General features: G+C 63.9%; 15 protein-coding genes and 1 tRNA gene. 7 read left to right on the top strand and 9 right to left on the bottom strand.

Features of this window, described 5'->3' with window-relative positions:
- Positions 1–19: 19 nt before the first annotated feature.
- The 4 genes from WDS16_RS01375 to WDS16_RS01390 all read right to left on the bottom strand — a co-directional run bounded on the left by WDS16_RS01375 (position 20) and on the right by WDS16_RS01390 (position 4,708).
- Positions 20–95: transfer RNA gene (locus WDS16_RS01375), tRNA-Arg, on the bottom strand.
- A 34-nt stretch (positions 96–129) separates the two neighbouring features.
- Positions 130–2,586 (bottom strand): FtsX-like permease family protein, encoded by a 2,457-nt coding sequence (locus WDS16_RS01380; RefSeq protein WP_338889926.1) that lies wholly within the window; start codon positions 2,584–2,586, stop codon positions 130–132.
- The gene (locus WDS16_RS01385) at positions 2,583–3,296 is read right to left on the bottom strand and encodes an ABC transporter ATP-binding protein (RefSeq protein WP_338889927.1); all 714 of its coding nucleotides are present in this window, start codon (positions 3,294–3,296) and stop codon (positions 2,583–2,585) included. Before WDS16_RS01385 ends, WDS16_RS01380 begins: the two co-directional genes overlap by 4 nt.
- Before the next feature lie 179 nt (positions 3,297–3,475).
- Complete coding sequence (locus tag WDS16_RS01390; protein WP_338889928.1) at positions 3,476–4,708, bottom strand: helix-turn-helix domain-containing protein; 1,233 nt, start codon at positions 4,706–4,708, stop codon at positions 3,476–3,478.
- 350 nt (positions 4,709–5,058) lie between these two features.
- Between WDS16_RS01390 and WDS16_RS01395 the strand changes: the two genes are divergently transcribed.
- Both WDS16_RS01395 and WDS16_RS01400 read left to right on the top strand, forming a co-directional pair.
- Positions 5,059–5,964, top strand: a complete 906-nt coding sequence (locus WDS16_RS01395; protein WP_338889929.1) for an acyl-ACP desaturase — start codon at positions 5,059–5,061, stop codon at positions 5,962–5,964.
- A gap of 168 nt (positions 5,965–6,132) precedes the next feature.
- Positions 6,133–6,996, top strand: coding sequence for a universal stress protein (locus WDS16_RS01400; RefSeq protein WP_338889930.1), 864 nt, complete (start codon positions 6,133–6,135; stop codon positions 6,994–6,996).
- Here WDS16_RS01400 and WDS16_RS01405 read toward each other — a convergent pair.
- The 3 genes from WDS16_RS01405 to WDS16_RS01415 form a co-directional block, all read right to left on the bottom strand.
- Positions 6,993–7,319, bottom strand: a complete 327-nt coding sequence (locus tag WDS16_RS01405; RefSeq protein WP_068377512.1) for a cupin domain-containing protein — start codon at positions 7,317–7,319, stop codon at positions 6,993–6,995. The two genes, WDS16_RS01400 and WDS16_RS01405, sit on opposite strands and share 4 nt — an antisense overlap.
- Positions 7,320–7,381: 62 nt before the next feature.
- Positions 7,382–7,888 carry a dihydrofolate reductase gene (locus WDS16_RS01410; RefSeq protein ID WP_338889931.1) on the bottom strand — a complete coding sequence of 169 codons (507 nt, stop codon included), beginning with the start codon at positions 7,886–7,888 and terminating at the stop codon, positions 7,382–7,384.
- Positions 7,885–8,685 carry a thymidylate synthase gene (locus WDS16_RS01415; protein ID WP_338889932.1) on the bottom strand — a complete coding sequence of 267 codons (801 nt, stop codon included), beginning with the start codon at positions 8,683–8,685 and terminating at the stop codon, positions 7,885–7,887. Before WDS16_RS01415 ends, WDS16_RS01410 begins: the two co-directional genes overlap by 4 nt.
- A gap of 83 nt (positions 8,686–8,768) precedes the next feature.
- On the opposite strand from WDS16_RS01415, the gene WDS16_RS01420 reads away from it, so the two are divergent.
- Positions 8,769–9,635 carry an Fpg/Nei family DNA glycosylase gene (locus WDS16_RS01420; RefSeq protein WP_338889934.1) on the top strand — a complete coding sequence of 289 codons (867 nt, stop codon included), beginning with the start codon at positions 8,769–8,771 and terminating at the stop codon, positions 9,633–9,635.
- Here WDS16_RS01420 and WDS16_RS01425 read toward each other — a convergent pair.
- On the bottom strand, positions 9,628–11,169 hold the full coding sequence (locus WDS16_RS01425; RefSeq protein ID WP_338889935.1) for a carboxylesterase/lipase family protein: 1,542 nt from the start codon (positions 11,167–11,169) through the stop codon (positions 9,628–9,630). The two genes, WDS16_RS01420 and WDS16_RS01425, sit on opposite strands and share 8 nt — an antisense overlap.
- 64 nt (positions 11,170–11,233) lie before the next feature.
- Here WDS16_RS01425 and WDS16_RS01430 point away from each other — a divergent pair, with 64 nt between their 5' ends.
- The 4 genes from WDS16_RS01430 to WDS16_RS01445 all read left to right on the top strand — a co-directional run bounded on the left by WDS16_RS01430 (position 11,234) and on the right by WDS16_RS01445 (position 14,950).
- Positions 11,234–11,797, top strand: a complete 564-nt coding sequence (locus WDS16_RS01430; protein ID WP_338889937.1) for a molybdenum cofactor biosysynthesis protein — start codon at positions 11,234–11,236, stop codon at positions 11,795–11,797.
- Between the two features lie 68 nt (positions 11,798–11,865).
- Positions 11,866–13,062, top strand: coding sequence for a CoA transferase (locus WDS16_RS01435; RefSeq protein WP_338889938.1), 1,197 nt, complete (start codon positions 11,866–11,868; stop codon positions 13,060–13,062).
- The gene (locus WDS16_RS01440; RefSeq protein ID WP_422395741.1) at positions 13,062–13,985 is read left to right on the top strand and encodes a hydroxymethylglutaryl-CoA lyase; all 924 of its coding nucleotides are present in this window, start codon (positions 13,062–13,064) and stop codon (positions 13,983–13,985) included. The genes WDS16_RS01435 and WDS16_RS01440 overlap by 1 nt, the downstream gene beginning before the upstream one ends.
- Positions 13,982–14,950: a D-glycerate dehydrogenase gene (locus WDS16_RS01445; protein ID WP_338889940.1), complete on the top strand. Its 969-nt coding sequence runs from the start codon at positions 13,982–13,984 to the stop codon at positions 14,948–14,950. The genes WDS16_RS01440 and WDS16_RS01445 overlap by 4 nt, the downstream gene beginning before the upstream one ends.
- A gap of 5 nt (positions 14,951–14,955) precedes the next feature.
- On the opposite strand, the gene WDS16_RS01450 is transcribed toward WDS16_RS01445, so the two are convergent.
- The gene (locus WDS16_RS01450) at positions 14,956–16,392 is read right to left on the bottom strand and encodes an NAD(P)/FAD-dependent oxidoreductase (protein ID WP_338889942.1); all 1,437 of its coding nucleotides are present in this window, start codon (positions 16,390–16,392) and stop codon (positions 14,956–14,958) included.

Genomic DNA, 16,392 nt, shown 5'->3' on the forward strand with positions numbered 1-16,392 from the left:
CTATACCTGCGCCTTTAGGTGGTGCCCTCGGCAGGATTCGAACCTGCGACCTACCCTTTAGGAGAGGGTTGCTCTATCCCCTGAGCTACGAAGGCGAGTTGTGCACGGACGAGTGTACCGGTCGCTGGATCAGTCGGCCGCAATAGCATCGACGATGGTCGACCGTGAGGCGTGGACGGCCGGCGGTAGTGACCCGACCAGGGCGAGGAGCAGCGCGACGAGTCCGTAGAGCAGGATCGACGGGTCCGCCGTGTACTCGATGGCGATGCCTGTGCTCGCGCCGAGGATGAGGGTGCTGAGGTATTGCAGCGCGGCACCGATTGCCAGCCCCAGCACACCGCCGACGATGCCGACTGCCAGCGCTTCGCTCAGCACCATCCGTCCGAGTGTTCCGCGGCTCGCGCCCATGGCTCGCAGTACGCCTAGTTCTCGGCGTCGTTCGAGGACCGACAACATCAGTGTGTTGAGCAGCGCGACAGCTGCGACGACGGCCACGATCCATTGCAGTGCCACGGCGAGGGCACCGGCCTGCGCGATGGATGCGCTCGCGCCTTCGAGTGCTTGGGTGCCGGAGTAGATGTTGATCTCGGGCGGCAGAGTGTCGTCCAACGTTTTCTGGACGGTGTCCGAGTCGACCGCGATCTCCAGATAGGTAGCGCCTGGGCGTTCGAACCACTCCTGCATGGAATCGAGCGAGATCGCCATGGTTCCACCGGCGGCATTGAGGTAGTCGACCACGGCAAGTACTTTCACCGGGCGCACTCCGGTGGGAGTGGGGAGCTCGATGGTGCTTCCCGCTGAAACATTCAGCGCGAGGCCAAGATTGCGGGATATGGCGACGCCGTCGCCGCGCAGCACAGCGGCTTCCACGGATTCGTCGAGGACCGAGAGTGTCACGGCGTTGCTGCCTGCGGCGACGCCTTGGATGGCGACGAGTTCGTCGCCGAGATCCGCGTACGCCCACTGCCCTTCGACGACGTTCGTCACCCCCGGGGTCGAGCGAATCTGCTGCACCACTGCAGGATCCAACGTCGCGCCCGAGGGCACCGCGTAGCTGGACGTCAGTGACGCGTAGACGTCGGTGCGGCCCAGGGACGACAACGACTCGGTCGCCGAGCTCGTCAGATTGTTCAATGCTCCTGACACGCCGACGATGACGCCGACGGCCACGATGATCGTCATGACGGTTGCCCAGATTCGGCCCGGCGCGCGTTCGATGGTGGCGCTCGCCAACCGTCCAGCGCCACCCCAGCGGCGCGGAACATTGCCTGCCGCACCGACGATCATTCCGGTCCCACCCACGCACAGCGCGACGACGCCGACGAGGAACACGGCGCCCGCAGCAAGTGCCGCTTCTCCGTCGACCGTCACCGCCAACACGACCGACCCGGCGATCGCTGCAGCGCCGAGCATCCCGACACCGAGGGCGAACCGACCGGACGGCCCCGACGAGGCTTCCGACCCACCCACGGCCAAAGCCTCGACTGGAGAAATGCGATACACCTGCACGGCTGCCAGAGCAGACGCCGCCACACACGCAGCCACGCACAGGATGATTGCCGAAGGGATTGCGTAGACCGGCAACACGTATTCGAGTCGGACGTCGAACGCCTCGATCAGAAACGGGGGCAGGCTGTCGATTGCAAGGTTCCCCATCAAGATCCCGAGCGGAACGCCGATCGATCCTGCGACGAGCCCGACCAGTGCAGCTTCGGTCAGCAGGTCTCGGACGATCGTGGCGCGCCGACCGCCGATGGAGCGCAACACCGAGATGGTCGGTCGGCGCTTCGCAATTGCCATGTTCATGACGTTGAACACCAGGAAGCCTGCGACGACGAAGGCGATCAACGAGACCATGAGTGTGGAGTTTCGTGTCAGGCTCATGGCCGTGTCGGCTCGCTCGGCGCGAAAGTCCGGGCTCATCACGGCGACTCGGCCACCGACTGCATCCCGGACTGCGTCGGCTGCATCGCCCACGACGAAGATCGAATCCAGCTGTCCGGCTCGGTCGGTGAGGGTCTGGGCGGCAGGCAGGGGAGTGATCAGGAAATTGCCGCCGCCGATTCGTTCCGAACCCTCCCCGGTCACCACGCCGACTGCAGTCAGAGTGCGTCCGGCTACCTCGAAGGTCTGTCCCTCGGCGTATCCGGTGTTCGGCCCGACGAGTACGGCGCCCGGGCGCGCGAGGTCGGTGATCGAACCCGACACAGCGCTCTGGAGATCCGAATCGAGGGCGGTGATGGATGCGTCGACGCCGATGACGGTGAGCGAGCCACTGCCGGTGACGATCTCGCCGCGCAGCAGCGGTACTGCCGCCTCGACGCCGGGTACTGCGCGGATGACGTCGAGTTCGGTTGCAGCGAAACCGGTGTCCGTCACACCGACGACCTCGAGATCGGCGTCACCGGCGATGGAGACCGCAAGCTTTTCGACCGAACCGGTGAGGGAGCCGTACGTCCCCAGCACCGCAACGAGGAGCGCGGCCGCGACCGCAACGACTCCAGCCGATACCAGCGATCGAACCCAGTGCGCACGGAGGTCTCGAAATCCGAGAACCCGAAAGCGACTGACGGCCGTCCCGATCACACTTCCTGTCCTGACAGGACATCGGTATCGATCCGACCGTCGAGCATGGAAATGACGCGATCGGTTCTCCGCGCAGCTTCGAGGTCATGCGTAGCCATGACGACAGCGCCGGTGTCATCGCTGTCGTGTGCGATGTCGGCGAGTATGTCGAGTACTGAGTGCGACGTCTTCGAGTCGAGATTGCCGGTCGGCTCGTCGGCGATGATCAGTGCCGGGTTCATGACGAGAGCCCGCGCGATCGCCACCCGCTGGATCTGACCGCCGGAGAGCTGAGCCGGGCGGTGCTCAGCGCGATCCGACAGTCCGACCATGTCGAGCAGGCGCATCGCATCGGCCTTGGCTTTGGACATCGGTATCCCGTCGAGCAGCTTGGGTACCGCAACGTTCTCCCATGCCGACATCGTGGGCAGCAGATTGAAGAACTGGAAGACGAACCCGACGCGATGGCGCCGGAAGTCCGACTGTTCGTTGTCGTTGAGCTTCGTGATGTCGATGCCGTCGAAGACCACGGTTCCGGCGTCGGGAACGTCGAGGGCGCCGAGCATGTGCAACAAGGTGCTCTTGCCTGCTCCGGACGGTGCAACCAGGGAGACGAATTGGCCACCCGACACGGTGAGGTCGATCCCGTCCAGAGCTCGTACCGGTTGTTCCCCGGTCGAATACTCCTTGACGACGCCATCGAGGCGGACCGTGAGAGCGGGCGTGGCCATATGCGACTCCTCTTGGAACGTAAAGAACCGTCCACACGAATGTGGACGGTTCAATAGTGACAGCGTCCGCCAGTGCGCCTCTCGGCAAGAGGCCGCTCGAAGCGGCATTTGTGTTGGTACCCGGGGCATGGATCGAACGCTGTCGAAGTGTCCAACCAGCGCCCCGGACGAATAATTCCCTATGCTGCGCCCTGCGCTGCTTCGAGCCTTCGTGCGACGAGTGCAGCCTGCAGATGACGGATTCCCGACGGTCGTGTCGGGTCGAATCCGGTCAGCTGAGCAATCCTCTTGAGTCGGTAGTCGACCGTGTTGGTGTGCAGGTGTAGCTGGCGGGCGGACCGCTGACGATTGAGGTCGTGCGAGATGTGGATTTCGAGCGTTTCGAGCAGTTCCGGTGAAGCATCGAGCGGCTCGAGAATCTGGCGGAGGTGTCGCCGTCCCGGGCCGGGGCGGGTCAGCTGGTATTCGAGAACCAGGTCGTCCATGCGGTACAGACCGGAAGGGCGATGAAGCTGATGCGCCAGGGCAAGCAGTTCGTGGACCTGATCGGCCGCCGTCGGGATGTCGGCGGTCGCGGCCTGTTCGGCGGTGACGGTGAGAGGTACCTCGGCCGCAGTACTCAAGCGATGGACGAGTGCTTCCACCCATTCCTCGTCGTGCACGCCGGGTATGAGAACGGTGCCGCCCTCGGTGCTGAGCATGGAGAGTGGAGTGCGTCCGCACATGGTCGCCAATTCCGCCTGGACTCGGCGGAGCTTGCGGCGCGCGGCCACTGTCCGTTGGATCGCAGGATCGTTCTCGTCCGGGTGGGACGGCACCGACAACGCCAGAACGAGGTAGCTGTCGGCGAGTTCGATGCCGGACTGCCGGGCGATTGCCACAGCATTGTGTCCGCTCAGCAGCGAGGACACCAGGGTATGGGCGGCCGTGTGATGTTCGCTCGCAACGGCTTGCAGTTCTTCGACGTAGCTCTTCGAGGCAGCGATGGATACCTTCTCCGACAGCAGGACGAACATCCGAGCCGCTTCGATGAGATCGCCTGCGTCCCCGTCGCCTGCTCGCTTGGATACGAGGTTCCAGCCGATCTGGATGCCCTCGTGGTAGACGGTCAATACCGATTCGAGGGGGACGCCTTCGCGTGCCCACTGGCTGGCTTTCGCCCGCAGCTCCGCCAGATCGCTCTCGTTCGGCGCGCGCCGCTCGTCCAGCATCTGCACAGCGATGCTGATGCATTTGACGGTGAACTCGGTGACGTCGCCGTGCAGCTGCTCACCAGGAAGGGATCCGCACGGGGTATTGGCCGCGAAGTGGCCGACCAACAGCCGTGCCACGGCCCGGAAGTCGCGTAGCGGCGCAGATGCAGGCTGTCCTGCAACCATTATTCCGAGGCTCGTCGTGTTGTGAACGGTCACAGATCAGCCCTTCATGTAGGAACGTCAGCTCCGGCGAAAAAAAAGTTACTGACGCGTATTGTTGCCTATCCACGCAAGTTCGGTTCAAAATTCGATTGAATTTGACCGGATTTCGAACTTGGAGTTTGTTTCCACGCTGATAACAGACTCGATCATAGGATGTTATCAACGTGTTATCCAGTGTTTGGCGCGAGCAATTTGTGAAGGCTCTCAACACGGGCGACGCAACAGTTGCGACATTGCCTAAACAATCACCGGAACGTTCACTCTTGCCCTGTGGTGGGCCTAGCGTCGTCCGCAGCCGATCGGTCGGATCGGCGGGATCCGAGAGTGTCGAGGAGGTGGGCGTGGTGAGAGCACTGAGTCAAATTGCATTGCTTCGAGAACTCGAGCCGGTGATCGAACAGTGTCTCGGTCGGCACCTGGCAACCGCTGAGACATGGGATCCATCGCAGTACGTTCGACCGGAACGGTATTGGGGGCAGCGGCGGTCGCCGCTGACCGAAACGGCGAAGGCTGCATTGGTCACGACCCTGCTGACTCACAACAACACTGCGCGCACCGAACCTGGCGCACCCGCGGCCACCCGTGGGTCGTGGGGATCCTGGCTGCACGAGTGGACCGGCGAGAAACGACTGCACGCCGACGCGATCCAGCAGTACCTCGTCGCAACCAGAAGTGTGGATCCGATTGCGCTGGATAGAGCTCGGTTTCAATGCACGACCATCGGGATCGAAGCGTCGATGGAAGGTGATCACCTCCTCCGATCGATGGTGCACTCCACCGTCGACGTGATGGCGACGATGGTCAGCCATGAGAACACAGCCGTGGAATGTGCGGACCCGGTAGCGACCGCAGTCCTCGAACGGATCGTCGCCGACCAGAAGCTGCACGTCGGGTTCTATCGAAGCGTTGTCGACGCTGCCCTCGGAATTGCACCCGCCCAGACGTTCAAAGCGATCACCGAGGTCGTAATGAACTTCCAGATGCCCGGAAGTGGCTTACCCGGCTTCGAGCGCAGCGCGATGTTGATCGCCCGTGACGGAATCTACGACCTGAGACGGCATCTCGACGAGGTTCTGCTCCCTGCACTACGTGGATGGCGCATCTTCGAGCGTACCGACACCGTGGGCGGGGAACGGAATCGAAAGATGCTGTCCGACTTCCTCGACGACCTGGAGTGTCAGGCCGCGACTTTCGAACAAATGCGTATGCGTGCGCTCGCGCGCGACGCAGAAAAGCTTCGCGCGTCGTAACTCGACGCGCGTGATGAAGCCCCCGGGGGGTCTGTGGGAAAGCACCCTCTCACCAATCACCGACAGCATTGCCATCTGTGATTGGTGAGAGGGTTCTTGCATGTGACTGCGCCCTTCTTTGCTTCGGGTCGATTACTCTGGGCGGCACACCGAGCGGAGGCAGCCCACATGAGCGGCAGCAGCACCATAGTGGTCGGAATCGATGGTTCCGAAGCGTCCGACCTGGCGACCGTCTGGGCAGCGCTCACAGCGGCCGGGCGTGACTTCACGCTTCGGATAGTCACCGCGGTCGACACTCCAGCGCATCTCGACGACGCACAGACTGCCGAGTTCGCGGCTATGGCACGCTCACGCCTCGTCGCAGCCGAAACTCTTGCGCGAACGACCGTCGACGGCTCGTCTCTGCGGATAGAGACCGAGCTTCGCGAGGGCAAGGTCATCGATGTGTTGCTGACGGCGTCGACGAGCAGTGCGATGGTGGTTCTGGGAGCCGTCGGCCTCGGCGAATCGGATTCAGGCATCATCGGTTCGGCAGCGGTAGGGCTGAGCACGCATGCATCGTCACCGGTTGTCGTCGTACGTGGACGCAGTATCGACGGCCGACCGCCCGTCTCAGGGCCCGTCGTCGTCGGCGTCGACGGTTCGGCCGTCAATCAGAGCGCCATCGCGATCGCGTTCGACGAAGCGTCGCATCGAGGTGCGACGCTGGTGGCCGTGCACGTGTGGTCGGACGTTTCGCTCGCCCAGATTTCGGCCGTGCCGTTCGGATGGGACGACATCGCGGCATCCGAGGAAGCGGTGTTGGCGGAGAGTCTTGCAGGCTGGCAGGAGAAGTACCCGGACGTCGAAGTGCGACGCGTCGTCGCTCAGGACCGCCCGGTGCGTGTTCTCACAGGGTTGTCCGAGCAAGCGTCGTTGATCGTCGTCGGCAGTCGTGGGCGCGGCGGATTTTCCGGAATGATGCTCGGTTCCACGAGCTATGCGCTGATCAACACTGCCGACTGCCCGGTTCTCGTGGTCCGGGGAGGCTAGACCGCCACCGTCAACAGGAATGCGACGTCTTCGGTCGCTTCGACGCTGTGGCGGGCATCGGGCACGACGAGGAGGTCGCCCGCCGAGCCCTTCCAAGACTTCTCGCCACTGACCAGCATCAACTGACCACTGATGACCAGTACGGTCGACTCGCCGGAGAGGTCGTGCTCGGCAAGACTGTTCCCGGCGGCCAACGCGACGACGGTCTGGCGAAGGTGACGCTGATGGCCCCCGTAGACAGTCTGTGAACTACGGCCACTCGAGGCGCCCACGGCAAGCTTCAATTGTTGTCGGGCAAGGGCGGTAAGTGACTTCTTGTCCATGCGCTCAGTATGGCGTACCGGACCGATCGCGGAGAGCTTAACCGACCGAAAGGCAGTGCCGATCAAGTAGTTTGGTAAGCCTTGCCGTACTGCTCCCAGCGAAATCTGATGCCGTCGACGCGGCTGGTCATCCACTCGCCGGTGATCGCGGTCCAGTCTTCTGGAATTTTCGGGGCCACCGTGTCTCCATCGACCGCCAGATCGATTCGGGTGACCTGCAGTTCGGTGGCGAACGGCATTGCTGCCCGGTAGATTTCGCCGCCGCCCATGACCCAGGCCGTGTTTTCGTCGATCGATGCCAATGCGCCCTCGACGCTGCTCGCAGTCTCGGCGCCATCGGCGTGCCAGTCGGCGTCACGAGACACGACGATGTTTCGACGCCCCGGCAACGGCCTGAACCGCGGGGGGAGTGAGTCCCAGGTCTTGCGGCCCATGACGACTGGATGTCCCTGAGTGATCGCCTTGAAATGTGCCAAGTCCTCCGGGACGTGCCACGGAATGGAGTTGCCGTCGCCGATCACCCCGCCCGCAGCTTCCGCCCAGATCAATCCGACGTGGGACGGACTCATACTGCGACCGGCGCCTTGATCGCGGGGTGGTGCTGATAGTCCACGATCTCGATGTCCTCGAACTCGTAGTCGAAGATCGAATCACGGTGTGCCAGATTCAATGTCGGATACGGGTAGGCCTTGCGGGTCAATTGCTCCGCCACCTGCTCGCGATGGTTGTCGTAGATGTGGCAATCACCGCCGGTCCACACGAAATCGCCGACACCGAGGCCTACCTGCGCGGCCACCATGTGCGTCAGCAGTGCGTAGCTCGCGATGTTGAACGGAACTCCGAGGAAGAGATCGGCACTGCGCTGATACAGCTGGCACGACAGCTTGCCGTCCGCGACGTAGAACTGGAAGAACGCGTGGCAGGGCGGCAACGCCATCTGGGGGATCTCGCCGACGTTCCACGACGAGACGATCATGCGCCTCGAATCGGGATCGGTCCGCAGCATGTCGAGGACCTGCGAGATCTGATCGATGTGCTCACCCGACGGTGTCGGCCACGAGCGCCATTGGACGCCGTAGACGGGTCCGAGCTCGCCGTCCGGTGCGGCCCACTCGTCCCAAATACTCACACCACGGTCTTGCAGCCACGTGACGTTCGACTCGCCGCGGAGGAACCACAGAAGCTCGTACACGATGGACTTCAGATGCACCTTCTTGGTGGTGATCAGCGGAAAGCCCTCGCTGAGATCGAACCGCATCTGGTGACCGAAGACGCTGGTCGTTCCCGTCCCGGTGCGATCGGACTTCGCGGTGCCGGTCTCTGCCACGTGTCGGAGCAGATCCTCGTACGGGGTAGGAACCATCACGCGGGTCATTGTATGCGCCCGCCGGTGTGCGCCGCCGCCTACAGGTCCTGCATTTTCGGTGCGGACACCACCATAATGGGATCATGCCCGAGTTACCCGAGGTCGAAGCGCTCGCAGGCTTCCTCCGCGAGCATGCTGTCGGTGCCGTGATCGGCCGCATCGACATCGCGGCTCTCAGCGTGCTCAAGACGTTCGACCCACCGATCGCCGAGCTGCAGGGCAGGGACGTCACCGACGCTGCCCGGTTCGGCAAACACCTCGCGCTGCAGGCCGGTGACCTCTGGCTCATCACTCACCTCTCGCGCGGGGGCTGGTTGCGATGGGCCGACAATCCCTCCGCGGCACCGCCGAAACCAGGCAAGGGCCCGCTTGCGCTGAGGATTCACTTCTTCACCCCCGAGGGATCAACGCCAGCCATCGATCTCACCGAAGCCGGCACCAAGAAGCGCCTCGCGGTGTGGGTGGTGCATGATCCGAAGGAAGTGCCGGGGGTCGCGCGTCTCGGCCCCGACGCGCTTGCGGTCACCGAACCCGAATTCGGCGAGATTCTCGCGGGTACCACTGCTCGGCTCAAGACCTCGCTCGTCGACCAGTCGCTGATCGCCGGAATCGGCAACGCGTATTCCGACGAGATCCTGCACGTCGCGAAGCTCTCTCCTTTTGCGTCCTCGAACAAGCTGGACGTGGAGGCTACCGGGGTGCTGTACCGCGCAATGCGAGAAGTGCTCGCCGACGCCGTGTCTCGATCCGAAGGGCAGGATGCCGCGCGGCTGAAGGGCGAGAAGCGCTCGGGCATGAGGGTGCATGCCCGAGTTGGACTGCCGTGCCCGGTGTGCGGTGACCCCGTTCGAGAGGTCTCCTACTCGGAGCGTTCTTTCCAGTACTGCGCGACGTGCCAGACCGGCGGCAAGATCCTTGCCGACCGCCGGATGTCCCGCCTGCTCAAATAGAGGAAGCCTCGGTCCTCTGGCTCGCGTAGCCGCGGTAGCCCTCCCACGCCAGCCGACGGTCACGCCGAGGATCACGCTGAACTCGGGTGCGAGAGTCGAAAACCATCGTCTCGCGGGTCTGCTCGTCGTACCTCGGCCACGTCGGCAGTGGCTGACCGGTCCTGGCGAAGTGGAGCCACTGAGACTGCACGTTCTCGGTGACCTCGGCGAACGCTCGGCGGCCACCGGGAATCGTCATGATCTTCCCGAATGCCGTCTCGCTGATCCCGAACACGGCGAACAGCTCGAAGCCGTGGGTGGCGTCGAGACCGAGCCACTTCATCACTCGCGGTGCGAAATCGAAACGGTAGCTGTAGGTCGGCGCCCGACGCGAATGCGACTCGGCTACTTCGAGAGACGGCTTCCAGAACGTGAAGTCGCCGCCGATGTCGATCGCGGAAGACGCGTTCGGATACCCCGGATAAGCCTCGGTGACAACATCTTTCGCTGTCGGATCGGTCAGGGCGAACAGTGTGTCGATGCGTTCGGGATTGGTGGGCAGCGCGTCGAGGACCTTCGGGAACAGGGTGCCCTCGCGGCTGTTCGTGCCGATGATGAGGGGGACTCGGTGCGTGCCGTCTTGGTAGGCATCCAGCGGATTCTTCGGGACGTAGTCACCGTCGACGACGGGGCCGAATGGGTGGAGTCCGGGTGTACGATCCAGAACGGTGTACGCGAGTTTGTGTCCAGCGCGGCCCAATTGGGCAACATCGGCCTGCTCCAGGGTCTCGGCCACGTTGCCGCCGTCGCCGAGGAATCCCACGAACTCCTGTGCCCATCCGGTGGCACGTTCCTGAGTTGCGACCAGCCCGGGTGCGGAACTTTCTGCAATTGCCGACCGGAACAGGCCCTTGGCTGCTGGTGTGGCCAGCAGCGTCGTAACTGCGTTGCCGCCTGCCGATTCGCCGAAGATGGTTACGTTCTCGGGGTCGCCGCCGAACTGACCGATGTTGCGCTGAACCCATTCGAGTGCGGCAACCTGATCGCGCAGGCCGAGGTTGGACTCGAACTTCCTTGCCGACGTCGAGAACTGCGTCAGGTCCAGGTAGCCGAGTGCGCCGAGGCGGTAGTTGATCGACACGTAGATGATGCCGTCGCTGTCCTGCAGTGATCGACGCACTAGAGATCCGCCGCCGTACAGCGGGGTTGCCGAGGTGCCCAGGGTGTACGCGCCGCCGTGGATGAACACCATGACGGGCCTGGGGCCCTCGCTGGGGCGACTCGGGGCGAGCACGTTGAGCGTCAGGCAGTCCTCGCTCGACGGCTGGTACTTGCCGATGGAGAGCATCGTGCCGCGCTTGTGCTGGACCGAGGCGTTGCCCCACTCGGTGGCGTCGCGGACGCCGTCCCATGGTTGGACGGGCTGCGGTGCGCGGAGGCGAAGCGGCCCGACCGGGGGAGCCGCGTACGGGATTCCGCGCCAGGTGAGCAGATCGCCCACCGGCTTGCCGTCGACAATGCCGTCGGAGGTGGTCACTCTGGTGTTCGCAGACATGTTCGCGAGTCTACTTATCGAACTTACCGGTGGGTAGGTAATCGAAGAAGGGAGAATCGGACGTATGGCCTTCGAATACCGCGCCGAGATCGTTCAGTTGCTCGTATCGCCTGCCCACGCATATTTCGGCCGAGCCAAGGACGGTCCGGCGAAGGACGTGCCGACCGAGTTGGCCGAGTGTGTGGACATCGTTGCGAACAAGGGGATCCGCGGCGACCGCTTCTTCGGGGTGAAGGCGCACACCGAGGCTGCGGTGACGTTCCTTGCCGTCGAGGCGTGGGAAGCCGTCGGCGAGGCTCTGGGTGTAGCTGTTCCCGACGCTGCGGTGGCCAGGCGAAACGTAGCCGTTCGCGGTCTGGAGTTGGATCCGCTGCGGGGACTAGAGTTCGACCTGGACTCCGGTGACGGTCCCGTGCGTTTTCGAGGTGGGCGCCCAGCGCATCCGTGCGTGTGGATGGACACGATGGTTGCCCAGGGGGCTCGGAAGGCGCTCATCGGGCGAGGCGGGCTTCGCGCAGAACCGCTCACCGACGGCGTTCTGCGGTTGGGCGAGGTCGTCGTCCGGTCGCCCGTCGAACTGGATGCGGCCAGGGCTGCGGTTCCGGTGAAGAGGGCGCAGCCACTGTGACCGATAAGGCGCAGCCGCTGTGAACGATGATACGTAGTACCTGTCCTACGAGGTCCGAAGGGGATTCGATGTCTCTACCACTGAACGGCGTTCGCGTACTCGAGCTCGGAAACTACATCGCCGCGCCGACGGCTGCGCGCATGCTGGCAGATTTCGGCGCCGAGGTCATCAAGGTCGAGCGTCCGGAAACCGGGGACGAGCTCCGAAACTGGCGGCTCTATTCCGGAACCACCTCGATGTTGTACCGGACGATCAACCGAAACAAGAAGTCCATCGTCCTCGACCTCCGTACCGAGCAGGGACGCCAGGACGTCATCGATCTGGCCGCGCAGTGCGACATCGTCCTCGAGAATTTCCGGCCGGGGACCCTCGAGAAGTGGGGTCTCTCGCCCGAGGTTCTCAGTGCGAAGAACCCCGACTTGATCATCACGCGCATCTCCGCGTTCGGCCAGACCGGCCCGATGTCGGAACGTCCCGGTTTCGCGGCCGTGGCCGAGTCGTACGGGGGCTTCCGTAATCTCGTCGGCGATCCAGATCGACCGCCGGTGCGCGTCGGGGTCTCCATCGGCGATTCGATTGCCGGGTTGTACGCCGCATTCGGTTGCGTGATGGCACTTTTCCAACGCCAGACCTCGACGGCGACGCTGTCGCTCGAACAACGGTCGATCGACGTCGCGCTGAACGAATCGATTCTGTCGATGATGGAATCGCTCATCCCCGACTATCTGGCGTACGGCGTCGAGCGGATGCGTACCGGCGGACGAATGGAAGGAATTGCGCCGTCGAACGCTTACCTCTGCAACGACGGACACTCCGTGGTGATCGCAGGCAACGGTGATGCAATTTTCCAGCGCTACATGGAGACGATCGAACGTCCGGATCTCGGAGCCGATCCCGAACTCGCGAGCAACGCCGGTCGGTGGAACCGTCGCGAGGAACTCGATGCCGCGATCAGCGCCTGGACCGGAATGCGCACCCGAGAGACGGTATTGGAGGTGCTCGACGCGGCAGGCGTGCCGTCCGGACCCATCTACACCGCAGCCGACATCGTCGCCGACGAGCAGTACGCGTCCAGGGACATGATCCAGCACTTCCCGGTGGACACGGGCGGCGACGAGCCTGCCGATGTGGGCTTCGTCGGCATCGTGCCCGTCATCGGTGGCAAGTCGATTCCGATTCGCTCGGTGGGTCCCGATCTCGGCGAACACACAGCGGAAGTGCTGAAGAACTTGTTGGGTAGGACCGACGAAGAGATGGTGCCCTGATGTACGAATTCGAACCGCAGGCTCAGTTGCGCGATGTCACGTTGCGCGACGGATTGCAACTGACCGGCAAGCTGCTCGACGTCGACCGCAAGCTCGACGTGGCCCGCAGTCTCCTGCAGGCGGGTGTGCCCGCACTCGAGATCGGATCGATGGCACGGGGAGATCTGGTGCCGCCCATGGCCAACACCCTCGACGTCATCGCCGAACTCACTGCGGAGGAACTCGAGCGCTGTTGGGTGTGGGTCGCCACCCCACGGCACGTCGAGAAGGCCGCTGCGGCCGGGGCGCGAAACTTCCAGTACTGCTTCTCGGCCTCCGATGCGCACAACGAGGCGAACATCGGGCGCACCACCGAAGTTTCTCTGGCAGCAATGCCCGATGCCGTGGACATCGCTCGCTCGGTCGGTGGGCAGATCGAGTTGTGCATCGCGACGTCGTTCACGTGCCCGTTCGAAGGTCACGTTCCACCAGATCGGGTGCTGGCCATTGCGAACGACGAACGCGCCGCGGGTGCGACGGACATCGTCATCTGCGACACCCTCGGTCAGGCCGTGCCCACGCAGGTGTCGTCTCTGGTAGCGCGGGTCGCAGCAGAATCGCCGAGCCGTCGCATCGTGTTCCACGGCCACGACACCTGGGGCCTCGGTGTCGCGAACACACTCGCCGCGATCAGTGCAGGCGCAACGATGGTCGACGGCTCCCTCGGCGGTCTCGGTGGCTGCCCCTTTGCGCCGGGAGCGAGCGGCAACACCTCGAGCGAGGACATCCTGTTCGCCACGAGGCCCGAATGGTTCACCCCGGATACGCTGGCGGGCATGGTCGAGATCTCCGAGAAACTCCTCGCCGAGCTGGGCGAACCCATGCGCTCCAAAACCGTGCAGGGAGCGCGATCGACTGCCGAAGCGTTCGAGTGGGTCATATGAGCAAGATCCTCGTCACGACGCCGATTCCAGCCCCGGGCATGGAGATCCTTGCCGCTGCGGGGGAGGTCGAGGTCCTCGAACTCGACTACGACCGACTGGCCGAGCGATGTGCGTCGGGGGAGTACTCGGTCGTCGTGTCCCAGTTGCGTGATCGCTTCGATGCGGCGCTGCTCGGATCGGCCCGCATCACTGGAATCTCCAACTATGCAGTCGGATTCGACAACATCGACATCGACGCGGCAACTGCGCGCGGCATCACCGTCGCGAACACCCCGGGCGTGCTGACTAGTTCGACGGCCGACATCGCGATGCTGTTGATTCTGTCCACCGCGCGGCGTGTGATCGAGGCCGACCACTTCGTCCGGTCCGGTGCATTCACAGGCTGGGAACCGGAACTACTACTCGGCAGTGACGTGTCGGGGCAGGTGCTCGGTCTGGCCGGTTTCGGACGCATTGCACGGGCGACGGCTCGGCGAGCGCTCGGTTTCGGGATGACCGTCAAGTTCTGCCCTCGCCCACCTTCGGATCGCGAGGTGACCGAGTCCGAGCTCGGCGAGTTCGTCGGTCGTGTCGAACATGTGTCCTGGGACGAGCTCGTGACCACGAGTGACTTTCTGTCGCTGCATGTTCCGCTCAGCGAATCCACCCGCCACCTCGTCGATGCAGAGGTTCTGTGGGCGATGAAGAATTCCGCGATCCTGATCAACACGGCACGTGGTCCCATCGTCGACGAGGCGGAGTTGGTGCGTGCGCTTCGTGAACGAGTGATTGCCGGCGCCGGCCTCGACGTCTACGAGGAGGAGCCGGCCCTCACTCCCGGCTTGGCAGGGCTGCCGAACACTGTGCTTCTCCCTCATGTCGGCAGTGCCACGGTGTCGGTGCGGTCGGAGATGGCACGTTTGTGCGCCGAGAACGCGGCCGCGATGGCGAACGGCGCGGTTCCGCCGCACCCGGTCGATCCGTGAGCTCGCTATGCCCGTCGAGATTCCAGTAGCCGCAGCCAGACTTCGCTGACCGTCGGATACGACGGCACGGCATGCCACAGATCTTCGAGTGTCACCTTGCCGACGATCGCTATCGTGGCCGCGTGCACCAACTCGTCCACGCCCGGTCCGACGAAGGTGGCGCCGATGATGGTGTCCGACGCGGTGTCGACGACCAGCTGCGCGTGGCCCGAGAAGTTGTCCTGCTGCAGTGAGGAACCTGCCACTGCGATGTCGACTCCGAGAATCTCCACCTCGATCCCGGCGTCGCGTGCGAGCTTCTCGGTCTGCCCGACCGACGCGACCTGCAGTGGCGTGAACACCACCTGCGGGACCTGACCGTGGTCGGCGCTTGCAGTGAACCGCTTGCCGTTCAGCGGTTTTCCGTCGGCGCGAGCCGCAATCACGTCACCGGCGACGCGGCCCTGATACTTGCCCATGTGAGTCAGTGGCGATCGGCCGTTGACATCGCCCGTCGCATACAGCCACGGCACTCCCCGCACCTGGAGATGGTCGTCGGTCTCGACGTATCCGCGGTCGTCGAGTCCGACGGTCGACAATCCGAGATCGGAGCTCGCCGGTGTGCGACCCGCAGCAACGAGTATCTCGTCGACCGTGATGCTCTGTCCGTCCACGGTCAGCTCGGCCGGGCCGCCGTGAATTCTGCCGATGCCGGTGTCCTTCGCGTCCGGCCTCGACACCGCGGTCAGATCGGCGTCGAACAGGATTCTCGCGCCGCGGCTTCGCAATGCCTCGGCGACGAGGTCGCTCGCAAACGGTTCACCACTGGCGAGCAGTCGCGATCCTCTGACGATCATCGTCACCTCGGCGCCGAACGCAAGTAGCCATGTAGCGGCCTCCGATGCGACGACGCCGCCACCGATGACGGCCACTCTGGCCGGCACCTCGTGAATGTTGGTGGCATCGCGGGAGATCCACGGTAGCGCCTCGCGTAGGCCGGGGGTCTTCGGTACCGATGCTGTCGTTCCGGTGGCAAGTACCACCGCGTGCCGTGCCGTCAGGGTGCGACCGTCGACGTCGACGGTCTTCTCGCCGCTGATTCGCCCGTGGCCGCGGACAACCGAAATTCCAGCCGACTCGGCCCACGTCACCTGGGATGAATCGTCGAGCGAATGAGTGAACGACTCCCGACGTGCCAGGACGGCATCGACATCGAGAGTCTTGTCGCCGAGAAGTTCCTTCACACCCGGCATGTGTCGTGCGATATCGAGGACATCGCCTGGCCTGAGCAGCGCTTTGCTCGGCATGCATGCCCAGTACGAGCACTCGCCGCCGACGAGTTCGTGTTCGACGATCACGGCGGTGCGGTCGCTCCCGGCGATCGCATAGCTGGCAGCGTTCTCACCGACGGGGCCTCCGCCGATGACGATGACGTCGAATTCGTCCATACTCTGCTCGGTCAT

It is taken from the genome of Rhodococcus sovatensis, assembly GCF_037327425.1.
GTDB classification, from domain to species: Bacteria; Actinomycetota; Actinomycetes; order Mycobacteriales; family Mycobacteriaceae; genus Rhodococcoides; species Rhodococcoides sovatense.

Bases quoted from the DNA above. Each gene is read 5' to 3' on its own strand.
- WDS16_RS01400 (WP_338889930.1), top strand. From the start codon at position 6,133: ATGAGCGGCAGCAGCACCATAGTGGTCGGAATCGATGGTTCCGAAGCG.
- WDS16_RS01440 (WP_422395741.1), top strand. From the start codon at position 13,062: ATGTACGAATTCGAACCGCAGGCTCAGTTGCGCGATGTCACGTTGCGC.
- WDS16_RS01435 (WP_338889938.1), top strand. From the start codon at position 11,866: ATGTCTCTACCACTGAACGGCGTTCGCGTACTCGAGCTCGGAAACTAC.
- WDS16_RS01450 (WP_338889942.1), bottom strand. From the start codon at position 16,392: ATGACCGAGCAGAGTATGGACGAATTCGACGTCATCGTCATCGGCGGA.
- WDS16_RS01445 (WP_338889940.1), top strand. From the start codon at position 13,982: ATGAGCAAGATCCTCGTCACGACGCCGATTCCAGCCCCGGGCATGGAG.
- WDS16_RS01430 (WP_338889937.1), top strand. From the start codon at position 11,234: ATGGCCTTCGAATACCGCGCCGAGATCGTTCAGTTGCTCGTATCGCCT.
- WDS16_RS01420 (WP_338889934.1), top strand. From the start codon at position 8,769: ATGCCCGAGTTACCCGAGGTCGAAGCGCTCGCAGGCTTCCTCCGCGAG.
- WDS16_RS01385 (WP_338889927.1), bottom strand. From the start codon at position 3,296: ATGGCCACGCCCGCTCTCACGGTCCGCCTCGATGGCGTCGTCAAGGAG.
- WDS16_RS01425 (WP_338889935.1), bottom strand. From the start codon at position 11,169: ATGTCTGCGAACACCAGAGTGACCACCTCCGACGGCATTGTCGACGGC.
- WDS16_RS01405 (WP_068377512.1), bottom strand. From the start codon at position 7,319: ATGGACAAGAAGTCACTTACCGCCCTTGCCCGACAACAATTGAAGCTT.
- WDS16_RS01410 (WP_338889931.1), bottom strand. From the start codon at position 7,888: ATGAGTCCGTCCCACGTCGGATTGATCTGGGCGGAAGCTGCGGGCGGG.